General features: G+C 73.9%; 26 protein-coding genes. 17 read left to right on the top strand and 9 right to left on the bottom strand.

The window, feature by feature from the left end; all coding sequences use genetic code 11:
- Positions 1-7: 7 nt before the first annotated feature.
- On the bottom strand, positions 8-1489 hold the full coding sequence (locus FJQ57_RS05330; RefSeq protein ID WP_139978136.1) for an LVIVD repeat-containing protein: 1482 nt from the start codon (positions 1487-1489) through the stop codon (positions 8-10).
- 186 nt (positions 1490-1675) lie between these two features.
- On the opposite strand from FJQ57_RS05330, the gene FJQ57_RS05325 reads away from it, so the two are divergent.
- Positions 1676-2179 carry a DUF305 domain-containing protein gene (locus tag FJQ57_RS05325; RefSeq protein ID WP_139978135.1) on the top strand — a complete coding sequence of 168 codons (504 nt, stop codon included), beginning with the start codon at positions 1676-1678 and terminating at the stop codon, positions 2177-2179.
- A 20-nt stretch (positions 2180-2199) separates the two neighbouring features.
- Here FJQ57_RS05325 and FJQ57_RS22280 read toward each other — a convergent pair whose 3' ends face one another.
- The 3 genes from FJQ57_RS22280 to lpdA all read right to left on the bottom strand — a co-directional run bounded on the left by FJQ57_RS22280 (position 2200) and on the right by lpdA (position 6428).
- Positions 2200-2352 carry a hypothetical protein gene (locus FJQ57_RS22280; protein ID WP_170219283.1) on the bottom strand — a complete coding sequence of 51 codons (153 nt, stop codon included), beginning with the start codon at positions 2350-2352 and terminating at the stop codon, positions 2200-2202.
- Positions 2353-2873: 521 nt separating this feature from the next.
- Positions 2874-4280, bottom strand: coding sequence for an NAD(P)H-quinone dehydrogenase (locus FJQ57_RS05320; protein ID WP_139978134.1), 1407 nt, complete (start codon positions 4278-4280; stop codon positions 2874-2876).
- Between the two features lie 750 nt (positions 4281-5030).
- Positions 5031-6428, bottom strand: a complete 1398-nt coding sequence (gene lpdA, locus FJQ57_RS05315; protein WP_139978133.1) for a dihydrolipoyl dehydrogenase — start codon at positions 6426-6428, stop codon at positions 5031-5033.
- Positions 6429-6485: 57 nt separating this feature from the next.
- Here lpdA and FJQ57_RS05310 point away from each other — a divergent pair, with 57 nt between their 5' ends.
- From FJQ57_RS05310 to FJQ57_RS22275, 6 genes are all read left to right on the top strand, one after another.
- The gene (locus tag FJQ57_RS05310; RefSeq protein WP_139978132.1) at positions 6486-6932 is read left to right on the top strand and encodes a gamma-glutamylcyclotransferase family protein; all 447 of its coding nucleotides are present in this window, start codon (positions 6486-6488) and stop codon (positions 6930-6932) included.
- A gap of 36 nt (positions 6933-6968) precedes the next feature.
- The gene (locus FJQ57_RS05305) at positions 6969-7781 is read left to right on the top strand and encodes a purine-nucleoside phosphorylase (RefSeq protein WP_139978131.1); all 813 of its coding nucleotides are present in this window, start codon (positions 6969-6971) and stop codon (positions 7779-7781) included.
- Positions 7782-7783: 2 nt separating this feature from the next.
- Complete coding sequence (locus FJQ57_RS05300) at positions 7784-8521, top strand: TetR family transcriptional regulator (protein WP_139978130.1); 738 nt, start codon at positions 7784-7786, stop codon at positions 8519-8521.
- 74 nt (positions 8522-8595) lie between these two features.
- Positions 8596-8991 (top strand): MerR family transcriptional regulator, encoded by a 396-nt coding sequence (locus FJQ57_RS05295; RefSeq protein WP_139978129.1) that lies wholly within the window; start codon positions 8596-8598, stop codon positions 8989-8991.
- 74 nt (positions 8992-9065) lie between these two features.
- Positions 9066-10085 carry an aldo/keto reductase gene (locus tag FJQ57_RS05290; protein ID WP_139978128.1) on the top strand — a complete coding sequence of 340 codons (1020 nt, stop codon included), beginning with the start codon at positions 9066-9068 and terminating at the stop codon, positions 10083-10085.
- Positions 10086-10169: 84 nt separating this feature from the next.
- Positions 10170-10415 (top strand): hypothetical protein, encoded by a 246-nt coding sequence (locus FJQ57_RS22275; protein ID WP_170219282.1) that lies wholly within the window; start codon positions 10170-10172, stop codon positions 10413-10415.
- Positions 10416-10453: 38 nt separating this feature from the next.
- On the opposite strand, the gene FJQ57_RS22270 is transcribed toward FJQ57_RS22275, so the two are convergent.
- The gene (locus FJQ57_RS22270; protein ID WP_170219281.1) at positions 10454-10687 is read right to left on the bottom strand and encodes a HEAT repeat domain-containing protein; all 234 of its coding nucleotides are present in this window, start codon (positions 10685-10687) and stop codon (positions 10454-10456) included.
- Between the two features lie 321 nt (positions 10688-11008).
- Between FJQ57_RS22270 and FJQ57_RS05280 the strand changes: the two genes are divergently transcribed.
- The gene (locus tag FJQ57_RS05280; protein WP_139978126.1) at positions 11009-12688 is read left to right on the top strand and encodes a phospho-sugar mutase; all 1680 of its coding nucleotides are present in this window, start codon (positions 11009-11011) and stop codon (positions 12686-12688) included.
- Between the two features lie 27 nt (positions 12689-12715).
- Here FJQ57_RS05280 and FJQ57_RS05275 read toward each other — a convergent pair whose 3' ends face one another.
- Positions 12716-13303, bottom strand: a complete 588-nt coding sequence (locus tag FJQ57_RS05275) for a hypothetical protein (protein WP_139978125.1) — start codon at positions 13301-13303, stop codon at positions 12716-12718.
- A 23-nt stretch (positions 13304-13326) separates the two neighbouring features.
- Between FJQ57_RS05275 and deoC the strand changes: the two genes are divergently transcribed.
- The 7 genes from deoC to FJQ57_RS22265 are packed head-to-tail and all read left to right on the top strand — an operon-like array spanning position 13327 to position 19261.
- Positions 13327-14289, top strand: a complete 963-nt coding sequence (gene deoC / locus FJQ57_RS05270; RefSeq protein ID WP_139978124.1) for a deoxyribose-phosphate aldolase — start codon at positions 13327-13329, stop codon at positions 14287-14289.
- Positions 14290-14311: 22 nt separating this feature from the next.
- Positions 14312-15748, top strand: a complete 1437-nt coding sequence (locus FJQ57_RS05265) for an aldehyde dehydrogenase family protein (protein ID WP_139978123.1) — start codon at positions 14312-14314, stop codon at positions 15746-15748.
- Positions 15748-16638, top strand: a complete 891-nt coding sequence (locus FJQ57_RS05260; protein ID WP_139978122.1) for an aldehyde dehydrogenase family protein — start codon at positions 15748-15750, stop codon at positions 16636-16638. Before FJQ57_RS05265 ends, FJQ57_RS05260 begins: the two co-directional genes overlap by 1 nt.
- 5 nt (positions 16639-16643) lie before the next feature.
- Positions 16644-17255 carry an ATP-binding protein gene (locus FJQ57_RS05255; RefSeq protein ID WP_139979064.1) on the top strand — a complete coding sequence of 204 codons (612 nt, stop codon included), beginning with the start codon at positions 16644-16646 and terminating at the stop codon, positions 17253-17255.
- On the top strand, positions 17252-17776 hold the full coding sequence (locus FJQ57_RS05250) for a hypothetical protein (protein ID WP_139978121.1): 525 nt from the start codon (positions 17252-17254) through the stop codon (positions 17774-17776). Before FJQ57_RS05255 ends, FJQ57_RS05250 begins: the two co-directional genes overlap by 4 nt.
- Positions 17773-18096, top strand: a complete 324-nt coding sequence (locus tag FJQ57_RS05245; RefSeq protein WP_139978120.1) for a hypothetical protein — start codon at positions 17773-17775, stop codon at positions 18094-18096. Before FJQ57_RS05250 ends, FJQ57_RS05245 begins: the two co-directional genes overlap by 4 nt.
- Positions 18080-19261: a hypothetical protein gene (locus FJQ57_RS22265; RefSeq protein WP_170219280.1), complete on the top strand. Its 1182-nt coding sequence runs from the start codon at positions 18080-18082 to the stop codon at positions 19259-19261. The genes FJQ57_RS05245 and FJQ57_RS22265 overlap by 17 nt, the downstream gene beginning before the upstream one ends.
- On the opposite strand, the gene FJQ57_RS05235 is transcribed toward FJQ57_RS22265, so the two are convergent.
- A complete protein-coding gene (locus FJQ57_RS05235; protein WP_246081593.1) occupies positions 19227-20318 on the bottom strand; it encodes an adenosine deaminase in 1092 nt (363 codons plus the stop codon). The two genes, FJQ57_RS22265 and FJQ57_RS05235, sit on opposite strands and share 35 nt — an antisense overlap.
- A gap of 67 nt (positions 20319-20385) precedes the next feature.
- Here FJQ57_RS05235 and FJQ57_RS05230 point away from each other — a divergent pair, with 67 nt between their 5' ends.
- Together FJQ57_RS05230 and FJQ57_RS05225 are read left to right on the top strand one after the other, a co-directional pair.
- Positions 20386-20841, top strand: a complete 456-nt coding sequence (locus FJQ57_RS05230; protein WP_139978118.1) for a MaoC family dehydratase — start codon at positions 20386-20388, stop codon at positions 20839-20841.
- Positions 20842-20886: 45 nt separating this feature from the next.
- Complete coding sequence (locus FJQ57_RS05225) at positions 20887-21576, top strand: DedA family protein (RefSeq protein WP_246081592.1); 690 nt, start codon at positions 20887-20889, stop codon at positions 21574-21576.
- Here the strand turns inward: FJQ57_RS05225 and FJQ57_RS05220 are convergent.
- Positions 21547-22839, bottom strand: a complete 1293-nt coding sequence (locus tag FJQ57_RS05220) for a thymidine phosphorylase (protein WP_139978117.1) — start codon at positions 22837-22839, stop codon at positions 21547-21549. The genes FJQ57_RS05225 and FJQ57_RS05220 overlap by 30 nt on opposite strands.
- Before the next feature lie 10 nt (positions 22840-22849).
- The gene (locus tag FJQ57_RS05215; RefSeq protein WP_211348748.1) at positions 22850-23287 is read right to left on the bottom strand and encodes a cytidine deaminase; all 438 of its coding nucleotides are present in this window, start codon (positions 23285-23287) and stop codon (positions 22850-22852) included.
- Positions 23288-23424 lie beyond the last annotated feature (137 nt).

The raw sequence follows: 23424 nt of genomic DNA, 5'->3' as shown, positions 1-23424 counted from the left end.
CGCCAGGTCAGCCGTTGAAGGACGGCTGGGACTGGGCGTTGAAGGTGGAGAACCTCTTCTTGGCGGCCTTCTCGGCCCACCGGGTGTCGATGGCGAAGACCTCGAGGCCACGGGTGATGTCGCTGGAGTAGACGTAGCCGTTGTACCAGTACGACGACCACGAGCCACCGGTCACCAGCGCGGTGTCGCTGATCGCGCCTCGGTCGAAGTGCTCGAGCTCACGGGGCCGCTTGGAATCGGTGAAGTCGAAGACCGACTGGCCGCCCTGGTACCAGGCCTGCACCATGATGTCGCGCCCGGGCACGGGGACCAGCGAACCGTTGTGGGCCACGCAGTTCTCGGTGTCGGACTGCACGCGCGGGATCTTGAAGTAGCTGGCGAACTTCAGCTTGCGCTTGCGGATGTCGTAGATGCCGTTGGCGCCGCGCTGCGGGCCCACGTCGTCGTTGCACTCCGCGCCGCCACCGCCGCCGAGCTCGTCGGTGAAGACGACCTTGGTGCCGGCGTTGTTGAAGGTGGCCGAGTGCCAGAAGGCGAAGTTCTCGGTGTCGGCGACCCGGTCGATGACCCGCGGCTTGGCGCGGTTCTTGATGTCCATCAGGATGCCGTCGCCCATGCAGGCGCCGGCCGCGATGTCCTTGCTCGGGAACGCGGTGATGTCGTGGCAGCCGCTGGTGTCGCTGCTGTAGTCGTCACCGGTGGTGCCGCCGTCGGGGAAGAGCACCGGGGTGGCCACCACGGCCGCCTTGGCGGGCTTCTTCGCCGGCACCTTGACGACGCTGATCTTGTCGTGCGGCGGCTGGCACCGGGCGAGCGATGGGCTGGGCCCGTAGGAGGAGACGTAGACGAAGACGTCCTTGCCGTTCTTGCTCGGGGCGAGCGTGTGGGTGTGCGACCCGCACTGGGTCTCCACCGAGGTCACGAAGCGAGGCTTGCGCGGGTTCTTGATGTCGAAGACCCGGATGCCCTCCCAGTAGGCGCCGGCCTGGCTCTGCGCGGGCGTGGCCGTGCTGTTGGTGCAGGTGGCGTTGTCACGGCGGGAGTCGACCGAGAGGACCAGCAGGTCGCGGTAGATCGAGACGTCGTTCTGCGAACCCGGGCACACCACCTGGGACACCTGCCGCGGGCGGGTCGGCCGCTTGATGTCGTAGACGGTGAAGCCGTTGTAGTTGCCCGCGATGGCGTAGCGACCCTTGAAGGCGAGGTCGGTGCCGAACGAGCCCGCCGCGGCGAAGGGTCCGCTGAGCGGCACTCGGGCGACGTTGCGCATGTTGCGGCTGCGGTCGACCTCGCCGCTGCGGACGGTCGGCGTGGCGGGGTCGATGCGGGCGATGTCCTGGCCGGGCAGCTCGGTGAACTGCTTCAGCGCGGGTCCGGACGTGGGCGGGTTGGCGGGGTCGATGGGCGGGGCGGTGTCGGCCGTGGCCGGGATGGCCGAGGCCAGCCCCGCCGTGAGGACGAACGCGCCGGCGGCGACGAACAGCTTCACCTGTGCTCCTGAGAGGTCGTCTAAGGTCGAGAGGTGCTTCCGAGAACGCTGACCGTGTCCGCAGCAGCGATCCTGCTGACGGCGTCGGCTTGTGCTGCCGAGCACCCTACGTCACGTGACGGGGACCACGGCGAGCACGGGTCGGGGACCTCGACCCACGCGAGCGGGGGCGGGACGGGCCACGCGATGCCCGAGGCCTCGGCCCCGCCCGAGTCGGCCGACTGGAACACCGCCGACGCCGAGTACCTCCAGATGATGGTGGCCCACCACAGCCAGGCGCTCGACATGGCCGAGCTCGTGCCCGACCGGGCCACCGACCCACGCGTACGCCGGCTGGCCGAGTCCATCGACGCGGGCCAGGGTCGTGAGGTGATCACCATGGCGACGTGGCTGGTCGACCACGGCCAGCCCGAGCCGACCCGCGAGAGCGTGGCCGACATGACCGGCATGGGCATGGCCGGGATGCTCACGCCGGAGCAGGTCGACGAGCTGGAGGCGGCCGACGGCGCGACGTTCGACCGCCTGTTCCTCGAGGGGATGATCCAGCACCACCAGGGTGCGGTGCGGATGGCCGAGCAGCTGCTGGGCGAGGGCGAGGACGTCGTCGTCGGCGACATGGCGACCGAGACCATCGCGGGGCAGAACGCCGAGATCAGGCGGATGCGTGACCTCCTCGGGGAACTGACCTAGCCTCCGGGCCACCGGCCCACTCAGGAGAGGGAGCTCAGGTGGCCCTCAACCCGTTCGCCGCCCGCCGCCGTCGCCGCGAGGCCGAGCTCGCCGAGCACGACGCCTTCGTCGCCCGCCGCGCCTACCTGCGCGAGGACGTCACGGTCTTCGGGGAGGAGCTCGGGCAGCTGCACCTCGACACCCTCACCGACACCCTCGCCCCGACGACGTCGACCGCTACCACTGGGCGCTGGAGTCCTACGAGCGGTCCACGACGTTGCTCGAGGCCGCGACGACCGACGACGACCTGGTCGGCGTGCACACCGCCCTGGTCCAGGGACGGCACCAGAGGGCCTGCGTCCTGGCCGCGGTCGCCGGCGAGCCGCTGCCGGCCGAGCACGAGGAGTGCTTCTCCAACCCCCAGCACGGCCCGTCGACCACCGAGGTGTCGTGGGCCCCGCCCGGGGGCGTCGCCCGCCAGGTCCCCGTGTGCGCCGCGGATGCCCGGCGTCTCGCACGGGGCGAGCACCCCGACACGCGGATGGTGCGGGTGGGTGACCGCTACGTGCCGCTGACGTTGGTCCGCAACGGGGCGGGCGACCGCTTCCCGACGTACGACGACCGGCCTGGCGCTACGGGCAGACCGCGGCGGCGCGCCTGGCCGTCGAGCAGGGCGAGGTCTTCCCGCCGTGGTGGTCGACCCGCCGGCCGGGTCTCAGTAGCGGTGCAGCCGGCGCGCGGCCTCGGCGATCGAGCCGCTGACGGACGGGTAGACCGTGAAGGCCTGCGCCAGCTGGTCGGTGGTCAACGACTCGGCCACCGCGATCGAGACCGGGTGGATGAGCTCGCTGGCCCGCGGGCCGACGACGACGCCGCCGACCACGATGCCCGTGCCGGGACGGCTGAAGAGCTTGACGAAGCCGTCGTGGACGCCCTGCATCTTGGCCCGGGCGTTGCCCGAGAGCGGCAGGGTCACCGACTCGACCGCGATCTCGCCCGCGTCGACGGCCTGCTGGGACCAGCCGACCGTGGCGATCTCGGGGGCGGTGAACACGTTGGAGGAGACCTTCTTGAGGTCGAGCGGGTGCACCGTGTCGCCGAGGAAGTGCCACATCGCGATCCGGCCCTGCATGGCCGCCACGCTGGCGAGCATCAGCACGCCGGTGCAGTCGCCAGCGGCGTACACGCCCCGGGCGGAGGTGCGCGAGACCCGGTCGACGTTGACGAACCCGCCGTCCTTGAGCACGACGCCGGCCTCCTCGAGACCGATGTCGGCAGTGTTGGGCACCGAGCCGAGGGCGAGGATGCAGTGGCTGGCCTGCACCTCACGACCGTCGGTCAGCCGCACGGTGACGACGTCGCCGTCGCGGGTCACCGACTCCATGCGCGACTTCGACAGCACGGTCATGCCGCGGCGCTTGGAGACCTCCTCCAGCACGTGGGAGGCGTCGGCGTCCTCGCCGGGGAGCACGCGGTCGCGGCTGGAGACCAGGGTGACCGGGATGCCGAGGGCGAGGTAGGCGCTGGCGAACTCGGCCCCGGTGACGCCCGACCCGACGACCACGAGCTCGGTCGGGACCTCGTCGAGGTCGTAGACCTGCTCCCAGGTGAGGATGCGCTCGCCGTCGGGCTGCGCGCTCGGCAGCGTGCGCGGCGCCGCGCCGGTGGCCACGAGCACGGCGTCGGCCTCGAGCGTCTCGACCTCGGGGTCCTCAGGTCGGCGACCGCCCACGACGACCGTCGACGGCCCGTCGAGCCGGCCGACGCCCTGGACGACGCGGACGCCGTCCTTCTCCAGGCGTCGGCTGATGTCGGCCGACTGGTCGGCGGCGAGCTGCTTGACCCGGCCGTTGACCCGGGCCAGGTCGACCCGGATCGTCCGGGCGGCGTCGCCCTCGTGGTCGTAGAAGTCGAGCCCCAGCTCGGTCGCTCCCCCGAGCTCGGCCATCACCTCGGCCGTGGCGATGAGGGTCTTGCTGGGCACGCAGTCGGTCAGCACGGCCGACCCGCCAATGCCGTGGGAGTCGACGATCGTCACCTCGGCGCCGATCTGGGCGGCCACCATCGCCGCCTCGTAGCCACCGGGTCCCCCACCGAGGATGACGACCTTGTCGCTGCTCATGCCTCCCAGGATATCGACGCCCCACCTCCTCCCCCGAACCCGCGCTGACCCGTCGTGGACCACGACGGGTCAGGCGCGGGCTGTGCGCGCGTGGGCCGGCCGCTCTGGGTGGTGGGTCGGGTGGCCGCGCGCGTGGCAGGCCGCGTCTCGGCGTCAAGGACGCTCGCTGCGCTCGCGCCGCTGCGCGGCCGCTTCGCGGTCCCTGACCCCGAGCCTCGCGCGGCCCGCCGACCTGCGCGCTGTCGGCGACGCCTCGCAAGCTCGGCGCGCCGCCGCTAGCGCGGCCACCCGCCCCACAGTCCACACGCGCACCACTCATGGTGCGGATCTCCCACTCCCGGTCGGTAGTTCCCCGCCAGGAGTGGGAGATCGGCGACAGAAGTCATCGAGGGCGGCCGCGCCAGCGGCGGCGCGGGCGGAGCCCGTGCCGTTGAGCGCGCCGTCAGTCGATCGGGCGAGGCTCCGGGTCAAGGACGGCTGAAGGTCGCCGCGAAGCGGCGGGGCGGAGCAGTGCGTGGTCTCGAGACAGGCCGCCAGGCGGCCTTCCTCGACCACCGTGGAGTCTGGCGAGCAGACCGAGCCACACGGCGCACGGGGGCACAGGCGCCGGGCCCCGCTCAGACCGGACCACACGGCGCACGGAGCCGGAGGGAGGCCGCCCGCGGGACGGGCGCGCTGCCCACGCCGGCGGCAGCGAACCGGAGTGGCCGCGCCCGGCCGCGGGTGCCGAACCGCAGGCGACCAGACAGATCAGAAGTTGATCATGTGGCCGGCGATGCCGTGCACGGCCTCCTTGACGGCCTCGGAGAGCGTGGGGTGGGCGAAGATGTTGCGGGAGACCTCGTCGGCGGTGAGGTCCCACTGCTGGGCCAGGGTCAGCACGGGCAGCTGCTCGGTGACGTCGGGGCCGATCAGGTGGGCGCCGAGGAACTCGTTGTGCTCGCCGTCGGCGACCACCTTGACGAACCCGACGGCGTCGCCGAGGCCCTGGGCCTTGCCGTTGGCCGAGAACGGGAAGGTCGACACCTTGACGTCGTACCCCTTCTCCTTGGCCTGGGCCTCGGTGTAGCCGAAGGAGGCGATCTGGGGCTGGCAGTAGGTCGCCCGCGGGACCATCGCGAAGTCGAACTCCATGGTCTCGGCGCCGGCGAGGGTCTCGGCGGCGACGATGCCCATGGCCTCGGCGACGTGGGCGAGCATGAGCTTGCCGGTGACGTCGCCGATGGCGTAGACGTTCTCGACGTTGGTGCGGCCGAAGCCGTCGACGGCGATGGCGCCGCGCTCGGTGGTCTCGACGCCGGTGTTCTCCAGGCCGTAGCCCTCCAGGCGGGGCGCGAAGCCGAAGGCGGCGAGGAACTTGTCGGCCTCGAGCACCTGCTCGTCGCCACCGGCGGCGGGGGCGACGGTGACCTTGACGCCGGAGCCGGTGTCCTCGACGCCCTTGACGGCGGTGCCGGTCATGACCTTCACGCCGAGCTTCTTGTAGTGCTTGGCGAGCTCCTTGGACACGTCGGCGTCCTCGGTGGGGACCATCCGGTCGAGGTACTCGACGATGGTCACCTCGACCCCGAAGTTGCGCATGATGTAGGCGAACTCGACGCCGATGGCGCCCGAGCCGCCGATGACGATGGAGGACGGCAGGTCCTCGTCGAGGATCTGCTCCTCGTAGGTGACGACGTTGCCGCCGATGGTCACGCCGGGCACGGTGCGCACGGTCGCGCCCGGGGCGAGGATGAGGTTGTCGAAGGTGTGCGAGGTCGACTCGCCGTCCTTGCCCTTGACGTCGATCCCGGTGGCGGAGGTGAGGGTGCCCCAGCCGTCGATCTCGGTGATCTTGTTCTTCTTCATCAGGAAGTGGACGCCCTTGACGATGCCGGCGCTGACCTGGCGACTGCGCTTCCAGGTGGGCGAGAACGACATGGTGACGTCGCCCTCGATGCCGTACTTGGCCTTCTCGTGGGTGAGCACGTGGGCGAGCTCGGCGTTCTTCAGCAGCGCCTTGCTGGGGATGCAGCCGACGTTGAGGCAGACGCCGCCCCAGTACTTCTCCTCCACGACCGCGACGGACTTGCCGAGCTGGGCGGCGCGGATGGCGGCGACGTACCCACCGGGGCCGGCACCGAGGACGAGGACATCGAAGTGGCTCACCCTCCGATCTTAGTGCGGCACCGAGGGCGATCCGAGGCGGGCACTACTCTCCTCCCCGTGACGCTGTACGCCGCCTACGGGAGCAACCTCGACCCGCTCCGGATGGCGGAGCGGTGCCCCCACTCGCCGCTGCGGACGACCGGCTGGCTCACCGGTTGGCGACTGACGTTCGGCGGCGAGGAGCACGGCTGGGACGGCGCCCTGCCCACCCTCGTCCAGGACCCCCTGGAGCAGGTCTACGTCGCGGTGTACGACGTCGTGCCGGCCGACGAGCGGACCCTGGACGGCTGGGAGCAGGCCGACACCGGGCTCTACCGCAAGACCAAGGTGCGGGTCTCCACGATGACCGGCGAGATGGTGGTGTGGACCTACGTCCTCGACGCCTACGAGGGCGGGCTGCCCTCGGCCGTCACCATTGGCGTGCTGGCCGACGCGGCCGAGGCGGCCGACGCGCCCGACGACTACGTCGCAGCACTCCGCCGTCGTCCCTGCCGCTCCCTGTAGCCCTCCCCGGCCGCCCGCGCCCTAGAGTCGTCGACCGTGAACGACCAGAGCACCCCGGAGTCCCCCCACGACCTGGCCCGCCGCGCGGCGGAGCGGCTCGCCGAGCTGACCGGGCGCGAGTCGCACGACGTCGCCCTGGTCCTCGGCAGCGGCTGGCTGCCGGCGGTCGACGCACTGGGCGAGGCGACGGCCGAGATCGACACCACCGACCTGCCGGGCTTCGCGCCGGCCGCGGTCGCCGGGCACGCGGGCAAGATCCGCTCCATCAGCGCCGGCGACCGGCAGCTGCTGGTCTTCCTCAGCCGCACCCACTACTACGAGGGCCGCGGGGTCGCAGCGGTCGTGCACGGCGTGCGGACGGCGGCGGCCGCGGGTTGCCGGGCGATCGTGCTGACCAACGGCTGCGGCGGGCTGAAGGAGACCTGGAGCCCGGGCACGCCCGTGCTGATCAGCGACCACATCAACCTGACGGCCCGCAGCCCCATCGAGGGCGCCAATTTTGTCGACCTCACCGACCTCTACTCCCCGCGGCTGCGGGCGCTGTGCCGCGAGGTCGACCCGAGCCTGGACGAGGGCGTCTACGTGCAGTTCCCCGGGCCGCACTACGAGACCCCGGCCGAGATCGGGATGGTGCGCGCCATCGGCGGCCACCTCGTCGGCATGAGCACGACGCTGGAGGCGATCGCCGCCCGCGAGGCCGGCCTGGAGGTGCTCGGCATCAGCCTGGTCACCAACCTGGCCGCCGGCATCAGCGGCGAGCCCCTCGACCACGCCGAGGTGCTCGAGGCCGGCCGGGCCGCGGCCAGCCGGATGGGCGACCTGCTCGGCCGCGTCGTGCCGGGGATCTGACCGTGGCCGACCGGACCCCCCAGCGGGCCGACGAGACCGACCCGACGACCGACCCGACGACCGACCCGACGACCGTCCCGAAGACCGACCAGGACGTCCTGGAGGCGGGCGCCGGCGAGCGCACCCGCCGCCTCCTGGTCGAGGCCGCGACGCTGGGGTTCGCCTACGACGGCGTCCACACCGCCTCGCTGCTCGAGATCACACGCCGCGCGGGGCAGCGCAACCGCGGCGCGGTGCACTACCACTTCGGCTCCCGCACCGGGATGCTCGTCGCGGTCCTGGAGCGGCACGTCGACCTCATCGCCGACCGGCAGCGCGAGCTGCTGACCCGGGCGCAGGAGCAGCCGGACGACGACCTGGTCTCGGCGGTCGAGGCCCTGACGCTGCCGGCCGTCGAGCTGGCCGCGATGGGCCCGCAGCAGCGCGCCTACCTCAGCATCCTCGCCCAGCTCGTCGACGACGCCGACGAGCAGATGGACCCGGCCGTCGTCGTGGTGCTGCACCGCACCGGGGGCTACGAGGCCTTCGCCCTCGCCGAGGAGCGGATGCCGCCGATGGCCGCCGAGGTGCGGGCCGAGCGGCTGGCCCTGGTGGCGGCCTTCACCCTGCGCACGGTCGCCGACCGCGGCCGGGCGGCCGAGCGGGCCGACGGCCGGGCCCAGCTGCCCGACGGGCCGTTCGCGGCCAACCTCGTGGCGATGGTCGTCGGCATGCTGGGCGCACCCGCGCCGACCGCCTGAGGACCCCGCGCCCCGACGGCGTACGCCGAGCGGCCGCGCTTGACCCGGAGTGCGCTCCAGGGTGCACTGGGGGCGTGACCGAGGGCCTGACCATCGCCGAGGCCGCCGAGCGGCTCGGCCTGTCCACCGACGCGCTGCGCTACTACGAGCGCGACGGGCTGCTGCTGCGCCCGGTCGGACGCGCCGCGAGCGGCCACCGCCGCTACTCCGCCCCCGACCTGCGGTGGATCGAGCTGGTCACCCGGTTGCGCTCGACCGGCATGACCATCCGCGACGTCCGTCGCTACGCCGACCTGGTGCGCGCCGGCGACGGCACCGAGGCCGACCGCCTCGAGCTGCTGCGCGAGCACCGCCGCACGGTGCTGGCCCGGCTCGCCGAGGTGCAGGACCACCTCGGCGCGATCGACCACAAGATCGGCCTCTACACCGAGGCGCTCGAGGCGCGCGAGCAGGGACCGGGCGCGGCCTGACGCCGGCGGCCGGCCGTGCGGGTCCGCACCGACCGCTTGACCTGGAGCGCGCTCCAAGGAGCAAGGTGGACGACATGAGCACACCGCACCTGGAGACCCGCACCCTCGGCACCGCCTCCCCGCTCGACGTCTCGGCCCTCGGCCTGGGCTGCATGGGGATGTCGGAGTTCTACGGCACGCCCGACGAGCAGGGCGGCATCGACACCATCCACCGCGCCCTCGACCTAGGCGTCACCTTCCTCGACACCGCCGACATGTACGGCCCGTTCACCAACGAGCGCCTCGTCGGCCGTGCCATCGCCAGCAGCAGCCAGGGCCGCGACGGCGTCGTCGTGGCCACCAAGTTCGGCAACGAGCGGTCCGAGGACGGCGGGTTCCTCGGCGTCAACGGTCGCCCGGAGTACGTCCGCGCGGCCTGCGACGCCTCCCTGCAGCGGCTCGGCGTCGACCACATCGACCTCTACTACCAGCACCGCGTCGACAAGACCGTCCCGATCGAGGAGACCGTCGGCGCGATGGAGGAGCTCGTCGAGGCCGGCAAGGTCCGCCACCTCGGGCTGTCCGAGGCCGGGCCCGAGACGATCCGTCGCGCCCACGCCGTGCACCCCATCACCGCGCTGCAGACGGAGTACTCGCTGTTCACCCGCGACCTCGAGGCCGAGATCGCCCCGGTGCTGCGCGAGCTCGGCATCGGCCTGGTGCCCTACTCCCCCCTCGGGCGCGGGATCCTCACCGGCGCGGTGACCCGCGACTCCCTCGAGGACGGCGACTCCCGCGCCGCCGGTCGCTTCCCGCGGCTCCAGGGCGAGGCGCTCGACGCCAACCTGCGCCTGGTCGACACCGTGCGGGGCATCGCCGAGGAGAAGGGCTGCACCCCCGGCCAGCTGGCCCTGGCCTGGGTCCTCGCCCAGGGCGACGACGAGCTCGCCGTCGCCCCGATCCCCGGCACCAAGCGGGTGCGCTACCTCGAGGAGAACCTCGGCGCCGCCGTCGTCGAGCTCACCGCCGACGACCTGGTGCGCATCGCCGAGGCCGTCCCGGCCGACGCGGTCGTCGGCGACCGCTACGGCGACATGAGCACCATCGACGCCTGACCCGTCGTCGCGGTCGACCCGCAGGCCCGGACCTCGCCCCTAGGGGTGGGCACGGGCCTGCGGCCCCGGTGGTGCGGTGCTGCCATGACCTACGACGACCCCGACCACGCCGAGAACCCCGTCGCCGAGGGCGAGGGCGAGGAGCAGCAGGAGGGTCAGGTCGGCAGCTCCGACCCCAGCAAGCGGTTCCGCGAGATGGAGGTCAGCGAGGAGGAGCAGCGCGAGATCGAGGAGGAGCGCGCCCGTCGCCTCGACCCCGCCAACCGCCCCGAGAACGCCGAGGTCGACAACACCCAGCGCACCTTCGAGGGCGACCACTTCGTCGACTGACCCCCGGCGCACCGACCCGTCGGAGGTCCCACGACGGGTCAGCGCAGGTCGAGGCGGCGGTGCAGCACCTCGAGCACGAGGCCCGCCCGGGCCGCGACATCGGGGTGCGGGTCGTCCAGCGCTCGTCGTACGCCGTCCACGTGCTCGACGTCGCCGCTGACCGCCAGGCACCGCAGCGCCTGGACCCGCACCCGCGGCAGCTCGTGGCGCAGGAGCCGAGCGGCTCCCTCGCCCGCGCCGGCGACGCCCAGCGGGTCGCGACCTTCAGGCACATCTCGGCAGGCCGGTAGTGCTCGTCGTCGAGCCCCGCGACCACCGCCGTGGTCGCGCCGTCCGACCAGACGTGCAGCAGCCCGCGGGCGCCCCGCGACCGGACCCAGGAGTCCTGCCACCGGTCGGGGTCCAGGAGGCTCTCGTCGTGCCCGGTGAGGGCGCGCAGCTCCTCGACGTACCGCTCGCGGGGCGCGCCACCCAGCAGGTCGACGCACACCGCGACGAACGCCGGCCGGCCGATCCGGTCGGCCAGCGCGACGATCGACCGGGCCACCGGAGGGCGGTCGGGCCGGTCGTCCACGAGCGCTACGGTGCCAGGCATGAGCCCCGACGTCGACGTCCTGCTCGGCCGCGCCCGCGCCTGGATGGCCGAGGATCCCGACCCCCGGACGCAGCAGGAGCTCGGGTCCGTGGTGGCGGCGGTCGAGGCCGGCGACGAGGCCGCGACGGCCGACCTGGCCGACCGGTTCCGGGGCACCCTGGAGTTCGGCACGGCCGGCTTGCGCGGGGCGCTCGGTGCTGGCTCCCACCGGATGAACCGGGTCGTGGTCACCCGCGCCGCGGCCGGGCTGGCGGCGTACCTGCTCGACCAGCACGCGAGCGAGGGCGGCTCGGGCCACCTCTCGGTCGTCATCGGGTACGACGCCCGGCACGACTCCGACGTCTTCGCCCGCGACACCGCCGAGGTGATGACCGGGGCCGGGATCGCGGCGTGGGTGATGCCCCGGCCGCTGCCGACGCCGGTGCTGGCCTTCGCGATCCGCGAGCTCGGCTGCGCCGCCGGCGTGATGGTGACCGCCAGCCACAACCCGCCCCAGGACAACGGCTACAAGGTCTACCTGGGCGACGGCAGCCAGATCGTGCCGCCCGCCGACGCCGAGATCGCGGCCCGGATCGACGCCGTGGGCCGGCTGGCCGACGTGCCGCGTGGCCCGGCCGGCACCGTGCTCGGCGAGGACGTCGTCGACCACTACCTCGACACCGTCGCCGGGCTCGCCAGCGACGGGCCGCGCGACCTCGACCTCGTCTACACGCCGCTGCACGGTGTCGGTGGGCCGTCGGTGCTGCAGGTGCTCGAGACGGCGGGGTTCGCCGCACCGCGGGTGGTGGAGCGCCAGGAGCAGCCCGACCCGGACTTCCCGACGGTCGGCTTCCCCAACCCCGAGGAGCCCGGGGCCATGGACCTCGCGCTCGAGCTGGCCGCGCAGACCGACGCCGACCTGGTCGTGGCCAACGACCCCGACGCCGACCGGTGCGCCGCCGCGGTGCCGGGCGAGACGGGCTGGCGGATGCTGCGCGGAGACGAGGTGGGCGCCCTGCTCGCCCACCACCTGCTCGCCCGCGGCCGCACCGGCACCTTCGCCTGCTCGATCGTGTCGTCCTCGCTGCTCGGCAAGCTGGCCACCGCCGCCGGCCAGCCGTACGCCGAGACGTTGACCGGCTTCAAGTGGATCGCCCGCGCCGAGGGCCTGGCCTTCGGCTACGAGGAGGCGCTCGGCTACTGCGTCGACCCCGAGCACGTCCGCGACAAGGACGGCGTCTCGGCCCTGCTGCTGCTGTGCGAGCTGGCCGCCGAGCTCAAGGCCGACGGCCGCACGCTGGTCGACCTGCTCGACGACATCGCTCGCGAGCACGGCCTGCACGCCACCGACCAGGTCTCGGTGCGGGTGGCCGACCTCGCGCTCATCCCGGCCGCCATGCAGCGGCTGCGGGAGCAGCCGCCCGCCGAGCTCGGCGGCCTCGCGGTCCTCGGGGTCGACGACCTCGGCGAGGGCGTCGGCGGGCTGCCGCCGACCGACGGCCTGCGCTACCGGCTCGCCGACGGCGCCCGGGTCATCGTCCGCCCGAGCGGCACCGAGCCCAAGGTCAAGTGCTACCTCGAGGTCGTCGTGCCGGTCGAGGCCGGCCAGGAGGACGGCGTCGAGGCCGCCCGCATCAGCGCCGCGACCCGGCTCGACGCGCTCGGCACCGACATCCGCGCCGCCGCCGGCCTGGGCTGAGGCCGGCCGAGGCCGACCGTCGCCGCCTCAGACCAGCAGCAGGACGAGCAGCAGCACCCCGGTCGCGCCCAGCCAGGCGATCTCGAGCCACGCCCACTCCCGGCGCACGACGCCCCGGTCGGCCCCGGGTCCCGCCTGGGCGCGCGCGTCGTCGGCGGCCCGGCGGATGCGCTCCTCGACGAACACGCCGTAGACGTCGCCGGCACCCGCGCCACCGGTCGCGCCCCCTCCGCCGTCCCGCGCGGTCCCGCGGTCGGTGGAGCGCAGCTCGCGTCGACCGCGGCTGATCGCGGGCGAGGTCCAGCGGCGGTCGAAGGCCAGCACGGCCAGCACGCGGCGCACGACGACGTGCTCGACCGCCACCAGCGGCAGCCGCACCGTCTGCAGCATCCCGCGCAGCACGAGGTCGCCGCCCTCGATCGAGACCGCGGGGCGCAGGAAGACCGTCCAGCCCGTCCCGACGAGGAGCAGGCCGAACACGAAGGCGGGCCAGGACAGGTCGCCCTCGTCGGCGAGCACGAAGCCCACCACGACCACCCCGAGGGCGATCGCGGACACCCCGCTGACCCGCCCGTTGCTGGGCCGGAACCGCTCGTCCGAGTTGTCGCTGTCCACGCGCCGAACCCTATGCTGGACCGATGCCCACGCTCGCCACGGACTTCTCCGACGTGACCCGGTCCGAGGCCTCGCTGAGGCGGTTCCTGCACGGTCTACCCGGGGTCGACCAGGTCGGCGCGGAGGCCCGTGCCGCCATGCTCGGCACCCGGTCGATCAAGACCACCGCCAAGGCGCAGGCGCTCGACCTGGCCATCCGGATGGTCGACCTGACGACCCTCGAGGGCGCCGACACCCACGGCAAGGTCCGGGCGCTCGCGTCGAAGGCCCAGCGGCCCGACCCGGCCGACCCGACCTGCCCGCAGGTCGCCGCGGTCTGCGTCTACCCCGACATGGTGGCCACGGCCAAGGAGACCCTGGGCGCCTCGGGCGTCCACGTCGCCGCGGTGGCCACGGCCTTCCCCAGCGGCCGTGCCGCCCTCGACGTCAAGCTCGCCGACACCCGCGACGCGGTGGAGGCCGGGGCCGACGAGATCGACATGGTCATCGACCGCGGCGCGTTCCTCTCCGGGCGCTACCTGCAGGTCTTCGAGGAGATCGTGGCCGTCCGCGAGGCCTGCGCCAAGCCCGACGGGGGCAGCGCCCACCTCAAGGTCATCTTCGAGACCGGCGAGCTCCAGACCTACGACAACGTACGCCGGGCGAGCTGGCTGGCCATGATGGCCGGTGGGCACTTCATCAAGACCTCGACGGGCAAGGTCCAGCCGGCCGCCACGCTGCCGGTGACGATGGTGATGCTCGAGGCGGTGCGCGACTTCCGCGAGGCGACGGGCCACATGGTGGGCGTCAAGCCCGCGGGCGGCATCCGCACGAGCAAGGACGCGATCAAGTACCTCGTCGTGGTCAACGAGGTCGCCGGCGCCGACTGGCTGGTGCCCGAGTGGTTCCGCTTCGGCGCCTCGACGCTGCTCAACGAGCTGCTGATGCAGCGCACCAAGCTGACCACCGGCCGCTACTCCGGCCCCGACTACTTCACCCTCGACTGAGCAGGACCAGGGACCGATCACGATGTCTGTCTTCGAGTACGCCCCCGCCCCCGAGTCGCGCGCGGTCGTCGACGTCAAGCCGTCCTACGGCCTGTTCATCGGCGGCGAGTTCGTCGACGGCCACGGCACGCCGTTCAAGACGGTCAACCCGGCGACCGAGGAGGTCCTCTCCGAGGTCGCCGAGGCCGACGCCGCCGACGTCGAGGCCGCGGTCAAGGCCGCCCGCCGCGCCCACGACCGCACGTGGTCGCGGATGCCCGGCGCCGAGCGGGCCAAGTACCTCTACCGGATCGCCCGCATCATCCAGGAGCGCTCGCGCGAGCTGGCCGTGCTGGAGTCCCTCGACAACGGCAAGCCGATCCGCGAGGCACGTGACGTCGACGTCCCGATCGTCGCCGCGCACTTCTTCTACTACGCCGGCTGGGCCGACAAGCTCGAGTGGTCCGGCTACGGCACGACCCCGATCGGCGTCGCCGGGCAGGTCATCCCGTGGAACTTCCCGCTGCTGATGCTGGCGTGGAAGGTCGCCCCGGCCTTGGCCTGCGGCAACACCGTGGTGCTCAAGCCGGCCGAGACGACGCCGCTGACGGCGCTGCTGTTCGCGGAGATCTGCCAGCAGGCCGACCTGCCGGCGGGCGTGGTCAACATCGTCACCGGCGCCGGCGCGACCGGCCAGGCCCTGGTCGCCCACCCCGACGTCGACAAGGTCGCCTTCACCGGTTCGACCGAGGTCGGCAAGGCGATCGCCCGCACCGTGGCCGGGACCAGCAAGAAGGTCACCCTCGAGCTCGGTGGCAAGGCCGCCAACATCGTCTTCGACGACGCTCCGCTCGACGAGGCCGTCGAGGGCATCGTCGACGGCATCTTCTTCAACCAGGGCCACGTGTGCTGCGCGGGCTCGCGGCTGCTGGTGCAGGAGTCGGTGGCCGAGGAGGTGCTGGCCCGGCTCAAGCGGCGCATGGCGACGCTCCGGGTCGGTGACCCGCTCGACAAGAACACCGACGTCGGCGCCATCAACTCCGCCGAGCAGCTGGCCCGCATCCGCGAGCTCAGCGCCATCGGCGAGCAGGAGGGCGCCGGCCGCTGGTCGGCGCCGTGCGAGCTGCCCGACCGCGGCTTCTGGTTCCCGCCGACGCTGTTCACCGGCGTCTCCCAGGCCCACCGCATCGCCCGCGAGGAGATCTTCGGCCCGGTGCTCTCGGTGCTGACGTTCCGCACGCCGTCGGAGGCGGTCGAGAAGGCCAACAACACGCCGTACGGCCTGTCGGCGGGGGTCTGGACCGAGAAGGGCTCGCGCATCCTGCACGTCGCCTCGCAGCTCAAGGCCGGCGTCGTGTGGGCCAACACGTTCAACAAGTTCGACCCGACCAGTCCGTTCGGCGGCTACAAGGAGTCCGGCCAGGGCCGCGAGGGCGGCCGGCACGGGCTCGCCGCCTACCTGAAGGGCGGCGACCTCTGATGGCTGCGCGCATCGACGTCCGCAAGACCTACAAGCTGTACGTCGGCGGGGCGTTCCCCCGATCCGAGTCCGGCTACTCCTACCCCGTCGAGGACGCCAAGGGGACCTTCGTGGCCAACGCCGCCCTCGCCTCGCGCAAGGACGCCCGCGACGCCGTCGTCGCCGCCCGCAAGGCCTTCGGCGGCTGGTCGGGCCGCACCGCCTACAACCGGGCCCAGGTGCTCTACCGCGTCGCCGAGGTGCTCGAGGACCGCCGACCGCAGTTCGTCGTCGCCGTCCAGCAGTCCGAGGGCCTCTCGGCCTCGCGGGCCGGCGCCGTCGTCGACGCCGCCGTCGACCGCCTCGTCTGGTACGCCGGGTGGGCCGACAAGCTGACCCAGGTCGTCGGCGGCGCCAACCCGGTCGCCGGGCCGTTCTTCAACCTCTCGACGCCCGAGCCCACCGGCGTGGTCGCGGTGCTGGCGCCCCAGGAGTCCTCGCTGCTCGGCCTGGTCTCCGTCCTGGCCCCGGTCGTGGTCACCGGCAACAGCGCCGTCGTGGTCTCCTCCTTCCGCCGCCCGCTGCCCGCGGTCAACCTGGCCGAGGTCCTGGCCACCTCCGACGTGCCCGGCGGGGTCGTCAACCTGCTCACCGGCGACGCGGCGACCATCGGTCCCTGGCTGGCCGCCCACATGGACGTCAACGCCATCGACCTCGGCGGGGTCCGGGGCCTCGAGCCGGCCGAGGCGGGCGACGCCCTGGCCACCGACCTCGAGGTCGCCGCCGCCGACAACCTCAAGCGGGTGCGCCGCGCCCCCGCGGCCGAGCCCGACTTCACCGCCACCCCGGGGCTGGACACCATGACCGACTTCGTGGAGATCAAGACGGTGTGGCACCCGATGGGCGTGTGAGCGCGATGGCCCGGGTCGTGGTCCTGGCGGGGCCGTCGGGCTCCGGCAAGTCCCGGCTCGCCGAGCGGCTCGACCTGCCGGTGCTGCGGCTCGACGACTTCTACAAGGACGGGGCCGACCCGACCAACCCGCGCATCACCGCCGGACCCAACCGCGGCATCGTCGACTGGGACGACCCCGCGTCCTGGCTGCGCGAGGAGGCCGTGGCGGCGATGGTCGCGATCTGCCGCGACGGCGGCGGCGACGTGCCGGTCTACGAGCTGGCCCGCGACGGCCGCACCGGGTGGCAGCACCTCGACCTCGGCGGGGCGCCGCTGCTGGTCGCCGAGGGCATCTTCGCCCAGGAGGTCGTCCGACCGCTGGAGGCCGAGGGCCTGCTCGCCGCAGCCTTCTGCGTACGCCGACGCCCGGTCGTCACGTTCTGGCTGCGCCTGGTCCGCGACCTGCGCGAGCGGCGCAAGCCACCCCTCGTCCTGGTCCGCCGCGGCCTGGCCCTGATGCGCGCCCAGCGGTCGGTGGTGGCCCACGCCGAGCAGCTCGGCTGCCGGCCCGTCACCCCCACCGAGGCCGCCGCCGACATCGACCGGCTGCGTCGGGCGAGCCGGGCCGACCGGTGACCGCTCCGCCGAGCGTGGCCGGCCTGCGCCAGCCCGACCGGCGCAGCTGCGGCGCCGCGTGCGTCGTCGTGGCGGCCGACCTCGCCGCGGACCGCGACCCCGGGGCACGGCGGGCCACGTTCGGGGCCGACGTGCTCGCCACCCACCGCCGCCTGGTGCGCCTCGTGCTCCGCGGTCGTCCCCAGCCGCCCTGGACCCGGCTCCTCGGCACGCCGCCGTGGGCGGTGGCCCGCGAGCTCTCCGCCGTCACGGGCGTGCGGCACCGGGTGCGCCTGGTCCGGTGGGGCCGGGCGCGACGGGCTGCCGCGCACGACCGGTTGCAGGCCGGGGGTGCGCTCTTCGTCGGCGACCGCTGGCTCCCCCGCCACGTCGTGCTGGCCCTGCCCGGCCCCGGACCCGAGGTCCGGGTCTACGAGCCGGCCGCCGGCGCCGGCGTGCGCCTCGACCGGGAGCGGACCGCCGCCGGCACGCTCCGGCTGGCCGGCTGGTCGCACCCCTGGTTCACCGTCACGCCCGTTTGACCAGCACGGGCACCGGGCACGCCGCGGAGATGGACGTGCGCATCGACCCCGACGCCGTGCGCGCCGCCGGCCGCCACGCCGACGACGCCGAGCGCGAGCTCGCCACCGCCCGCCTGCGCGCGGTCGCGCTCGCCGACGCCGGTCCCGACCTCGGCGACCTCGGTCTCGACCTGGCCCGGGCCGCGGGCGAGGTCCGCGACCTGCTCGACGGGCTCAGCGGGACGCTGGCCACCCACCGCGACGGCCTGGCCGACGGCGCGGCCGCGATGCAGGCGGCCGAGCACCAGACCCGCGAGGACGTCCGTGCGGCCGGCCGCTGAGGTCGGGGCCGACCTGCGGCCCCTCGCCGAGACCGTCGGCCGCATCGACCCGCGCCACCCGGCGGAGGCCGCGGTGCAGGTCGAGGACGCGGTGCGTCGCCTGTTCGCCGTGGTCACGCACGCCCCGGGCCCCGCGCCCGAGGCGTTGTTGGGAGCGGCCGACGACTGGCACGAGGTCGGGGCTGCCACCGCCCGGGCCGGCGAGCACGTCGCCGAGCTCGGCGCCGGGGTCGGCGAGCACGCGTGGATCGGCGGCTCCGGCGACGACGCGCGCCGCTCGGTCGCCGACCTGCACCGCCGGGCCGAGGTCGTGCCCGCCGCGTCGTACGCCGTCGAGGCCGCCCTGGACGGCCTGGCCGAGGACCTGCAGGCCGCCCGCCACCGCCACGCCGACGCCTTCCACGCCCTGCACGCCGTCGACTGGGGTGGTGACCCGGCGGCGCCCGAGGAGTGGCGCGAGCGGCTGGCCGACTCCGTCGCCGTGCTGCGCCGCTCGGTCGAGGAGCTGGAGCGGGCCTACGGCGAGGCCGACGCCGCGCACCACGCGTTCCGCACCCGGCTCGCCTCCGCCACCCACGAGGTGCGCCCTCCGGCCCCCGAGCCGGAGCCCCCCGCCCGGCCGGAGCCGCAGCAGGCGCCCGCCCCCGCCCCGGTGGGCGGCGCCCTCGTCGCCGCCCCGGTCGGTGGCGGCGGCGGCCGACGCCGGCGCAGCGGTCGCCGGCGCCCGGAACGGCCCACGCCCACGGCGTCCGCCCCGCGGCACCGCCGTGACACCAGTGACACCCGTGACGCCGTCGGCACCGGCACCCTCGGCACCGGGCCCTGGGAGTCGGCGGCCGAGCTGACCAGCCGCGGCCACCGCACCTGGGAGGTCACCGTCGTCGACGCCGAGGACCGCGGCGCGTCCTACGACGTCGCGGCGCGCGCGGCCGCCGAGGGCCAGGCGGCCCAGGTGCACCTGGGCGAGCGCACCGGCCCGGGCCAGGTCGCCCTGGCCACCCGTGCCGGCGACCACGCGCTCCGGCTGCGGGACCCCGACGACGGCGTCGAGGTGACCATCAGCCGGTTCGACTGGGTGCACGGCGACGCCGTGGCCGGGTGGGGCGCGCCGTGGGCGGTGGTCGCGCCGGTCAGCCTGCCGACAGGGCGGCGTACCCGGGCTTGATGACCTCGTCGATGAGCGCGAGCCGCTCGTCGAAGGGCAGGAAGGCCGACTTCATCGCGTTGATGGTGAACCAGCGCAAGTCAGTGAGGTCGTAGTCGAAGGCCTCGACCAGCGCGTGCATCTCGTCGGTCATCGAGGTGCGGCTCATCAGCCGGTTGTCGGTGTTGACGGTGACCCGGAAGCGCAGCCGCGTGAGCAGGCCGATCGGGTGCTCGGCGATGCTCTCGGCGGCACCGGTCTGCACGTTGGAGGCCGGGCACATCTCGAGCGGGATGCGCTGGTCGCGCACGTAGGCGGCCAGCCGGCCGAGCTCGACCGAGCCGTCGTCGGCGACGGTGATGTCGTCGACGATGCGCACGCCGTGGCCGAGGCGGTCGGCGCCGCACCACTGGATGGCCTGCCAGATCGACGGCAACCCGAAGGCCTCACCGGCGTGGATGGTGAAGTGGGAGTTCTCGCGCTGGAGGTACTCGAAGGCGTCGAGGTGGCGGGTGGGCGGGTAGCCCGCCTCGGCCCCGGCGATGTCGAACCCGGCGACGCCGCGGTCGCGCCAGGCCACGGCGAGCTCGGCGATCTCCATCGAGCGGGCCTGGTGGCGCATCGCGGTCAGCAGCTGGCGCACCACGATCCGGTGACCGGCCGCCTCGGCCGCGGCGACGCCCGCCTCGAAGCCCTCCTGCACGGCCGCGACGACCTCGTCGAGGGTCAGGCCCTGCTGCACGTGCTGCTCGGGGGCGTAGCGCACCTCGGCGTACACGACCCCGTCGGAGGCGAGGTCCTCGACGCACTCGCGCGCCACCCGGGCGATGGCGGGGCCGGTCTGCATCACCGCGACGGTGTGGTCGAAGGTCTCGAGGTAGCGCACGAGCGAGCCGGAGTCGGCCGCCTCGGCGAACCACTCACCCAGGGCCTCGGCGCTCGCGTCGTTGCCCTCGGGCAGCGGGTGGCCGACCTCGGCGGCGAGCTCGAGCACGGTGGCCGGGCGCAGGCCGCCGTCGAGGTGGTCGTGGAGGAGGACCTTGGGGGCGGTCCGGACCTGCTCGCGTGTAGGTTGCACGGACCCATCCAAGCACCGCCGGACGGCGCTCCCGAGCGCGGCGGGCCGACCCTCCCGGAGGACCCGCATGCGCACCTTCACCAGCCTCGACGACGTCGCGGGCGCGGTCGGCGAGGAGCTCGGCACGGGCGAGTGGTTCGAGATCACCCAGGAGCGGGTCAACACCTTCGCCGACGCCACCGACGACCACCAGTGGATCCACGTCGACGTCGAGCGGGCCGACGAGGGCCCCTTCGGCGGTCCCATCGCCCACGGCTACCTCACGCTGTCGCTCATCCCGGCCCTCGGCACCACCGTCTTCGCCTTCGAGACCCCCGGCGCCAAGCTCAACTACGGCCTGAACAAGGTCCGCTTCCCCCACCCGGTCAAGGTCGGCCAGCGGGTGCGCGACCACGTCACCCTGGTCGCGGTCGACGACCTGCCCATGGGCAAGCAGGTCACCATGAAGCACGTCATCGAGATCGACGGCGTCGACAAGCCGGCCTGCGTGGCCGAGATGCTCGTCGTCCTGCTGGCCGAGTAGGCGCCGAGTGGGGCCGGTGACCGCGTCCCCCGTACGGTCGGGCGCGTGAGCACCGCGACGACAGAGGACCTCGGCGGCGTCGCCGGCTGGGCCGTCGACGTCATGGAGCGCCTCGGTGCGCCCGGCGCGGGGCTGCTGATCGCGCTGGAGAACCTCTTCCCCCCGCTGCCCAGCGAGCTGATCCTGCCGCTGGCCGGCTTCACCGCCTCGCGCGGCGACATCGGCCTGGTCGACGCCATCGTCTGGACGACGCTGGGCTCCGTCGTCGGCGCGCTCGTCCTGTACGCCGCCGGCGCCCGGCTCGGCGCCGCCCGCATCGAGGCGCTGGTCGACCGCCTCCCGCTGCTCGAGGTCGACGACGTGCGCCGCACCGTGGCGTGGTTCGAGCGGCACGGCGACAAGGCGGTCTTCCTGGGCCGGTTCGTGCCGCTGTTCCGCAGCCTGATCTCGATCCCGGCCGGGGTGTCCCACATGGGGGTCGTCCGGTTCACCGTGCTGACCGCCGTGGGCAGCGCGATCTGGAACACCGCCTTCGTGCTCGCGGGCTACGAGCTCGGCAACCAGTGGGAGCGCGTCGAGGGCTGGCTCAGCCCCGTGCAGAACATCGTGATCGTGGTGGTCGTGGTCGCCGTCGTCTGGTTCGGCGCCCACCGGTGGGTGCGCAAGCGCCGCGAGGCCAAGGCCGAGCGGGCCGAGGCGTCCGGCTCAGCCGACCCGGTCGACCAGGAGGGGTGACCCGGCTGCGGTCGCGTCGGCGTCCGCCGGCGCGACGTCGTACCCGCCCTCGAGGGAGGCCAGGGCCCGCTCGAAGCGAGCCGGCTCGTCGGTGAGCAGGGTGAGCAGCGGCTCCCCCTCATGTACGGCGTCGCCGGGCCGCGCGTGCCAGCGGACCCCGGCCCCGGCCTGGACCGGGTCCTCCTTGCGGGCGCGTCCGGCCCCGAGCCGCCAGGCCGCCAGGCCGACCGCCATCGCGTCGAGGCGGGTGAGCGTGCCCGTGGCCGGCGCGGTGACCACGTGGGACTCGCGGGCCTCGGGCAGCGGGGCGTCGGGGTCGCCGTCCTGGGCGCGGATCATCTGCTTCCACACGTCCATCGCCGAGCCGTCGGCCAGCTTGTCGGCGGGGTCGACGTCGTCGCGGCCGGCGCCGGCGAGCATCTCGCGAGCCAGGGCCAGGGTGAGCTCGACGACGTCGGCGGGGCCGCCACCGGCCAGCACCTCGACCGACTCCTCGACCTCGATGGCGTTGCCGGCGGTGAGGCCGAGCGGGGTGGACATGTCGGTGAGCAGGGCGGTGGTGCGCACGCCGGCGTCCGTGCCGAGCGCCACCATGACCTCGGCCAGCTCGCGGGCCCGGTCGACGTCCTTCATGAAGGCGCCGCTGCCGACCTTGACGTCGAGGACCAGGGCCCCGGTGCCCTCGGCGATCTTCTTGCTCATGATCGAGGAGGCGATGAGCGGGATGGCCTCGACGGTGCCGGTGACGTCGCGCAGCGCGTAGAGCTTCTTGTCGGCCGGGGCCAGGCCGTCACCGGCGGCGCAGATGACCGCGCCGACCGACTCCAGCTGGGCCATCATCTCCTCGTTGCTCAGTGCCGCCCGCCAGCCGGGGATCGCCTCGAGCTTGTCGAGCGTGCCGCCGGTGTGGCCGAGGCCGCGGCCCGAGAGCTGCGGCACCGCGACGCCGCAGGCCGCGACGAGCGGGGCCAGCGGCAGGGTGATCTTGTCGCCGACGCCGCCCGTGGAGTGCTTGTCGGCCGTGGGCCGCGACAGCGCGGAGAAGTCCATCCGCTCCCCCGAGGCGATCATCGCCGCGGTCCAGCGGGCGATCTCGGGGCGCTCCATCCCGTTGAGCAGGATGGCCATGGCCAGCGCCGACATCTGCTCGTCGGCGACGTCGCCGCGGGTGTAGGCGTCGACGACCCAGTCGATCTGGCTGTCGCTGAGGGTGCCCCCGTCGCGCTTGGCCGTGATGACCTCGACCGCGTCGTGCGTGCTCATGGCCGCGACCCTACGACCCGGCAGCCGGGCCCACCGCGTCCAGGTCCTCCGGCCCGAAGGCCTGCGGGAGCACCTGGTCCATCGTCAGCACGCCGCGCGGGGTCTCGACGAGCAGCCGGGCACCGCCGTTCTCCCAGAGCAGCTGGCGGCACCGGCCGCACGGCATGATGACCGCACCGTCACCGTTGACGCACACGAAGTGCGTGAGCCGACCCCCGCCCCCGGCGTGCAGCGACGACACCAGCCCGCACTCCGCGCACAGCGTGACGCCGTACGCCGCGTTCTCGACGTTGCAGCCGACGACCGTCCGGCCGTCGTCCACGAGGGCCGCGGCCCCGACCCGGTAGCCGCTGTAGGGCGCGTAGGCGCGGCCCATCACCTCCACGGCCGCCGCGCGCAGCGCCGCCCAGTCGGCGGGAACGGCCCTGTCCTCGTGCTGCTGGTCCACGCGGGCCACCGTAGTCGGGAGTGCCGGGTGGGGCGTCGCGCCGAGGGCTGCAGAACCGTTATGGATTCGGTTCCTGATCCGTCCGTCAGGCCCGCCGCCAGTGTGTAGGTTGCCGTCCGTCCGCCCCCACGGTGCGG

Source organism: Nocardioides litoris, from assembly GCF_006346315.1.
GTDB classification, from domain to species: domain Bacteria; phylum Actinomycetota; class Actinomycetes; order Propionibacteriales; family Nocardioidaceae; genus Nocardioides; species Nocardioides litoris.
The sequence above is the reverse complement of the archived record's forward strand: the minus strand, read 5'-3'. Positions and strand labels throughout refer to the sequence as shown.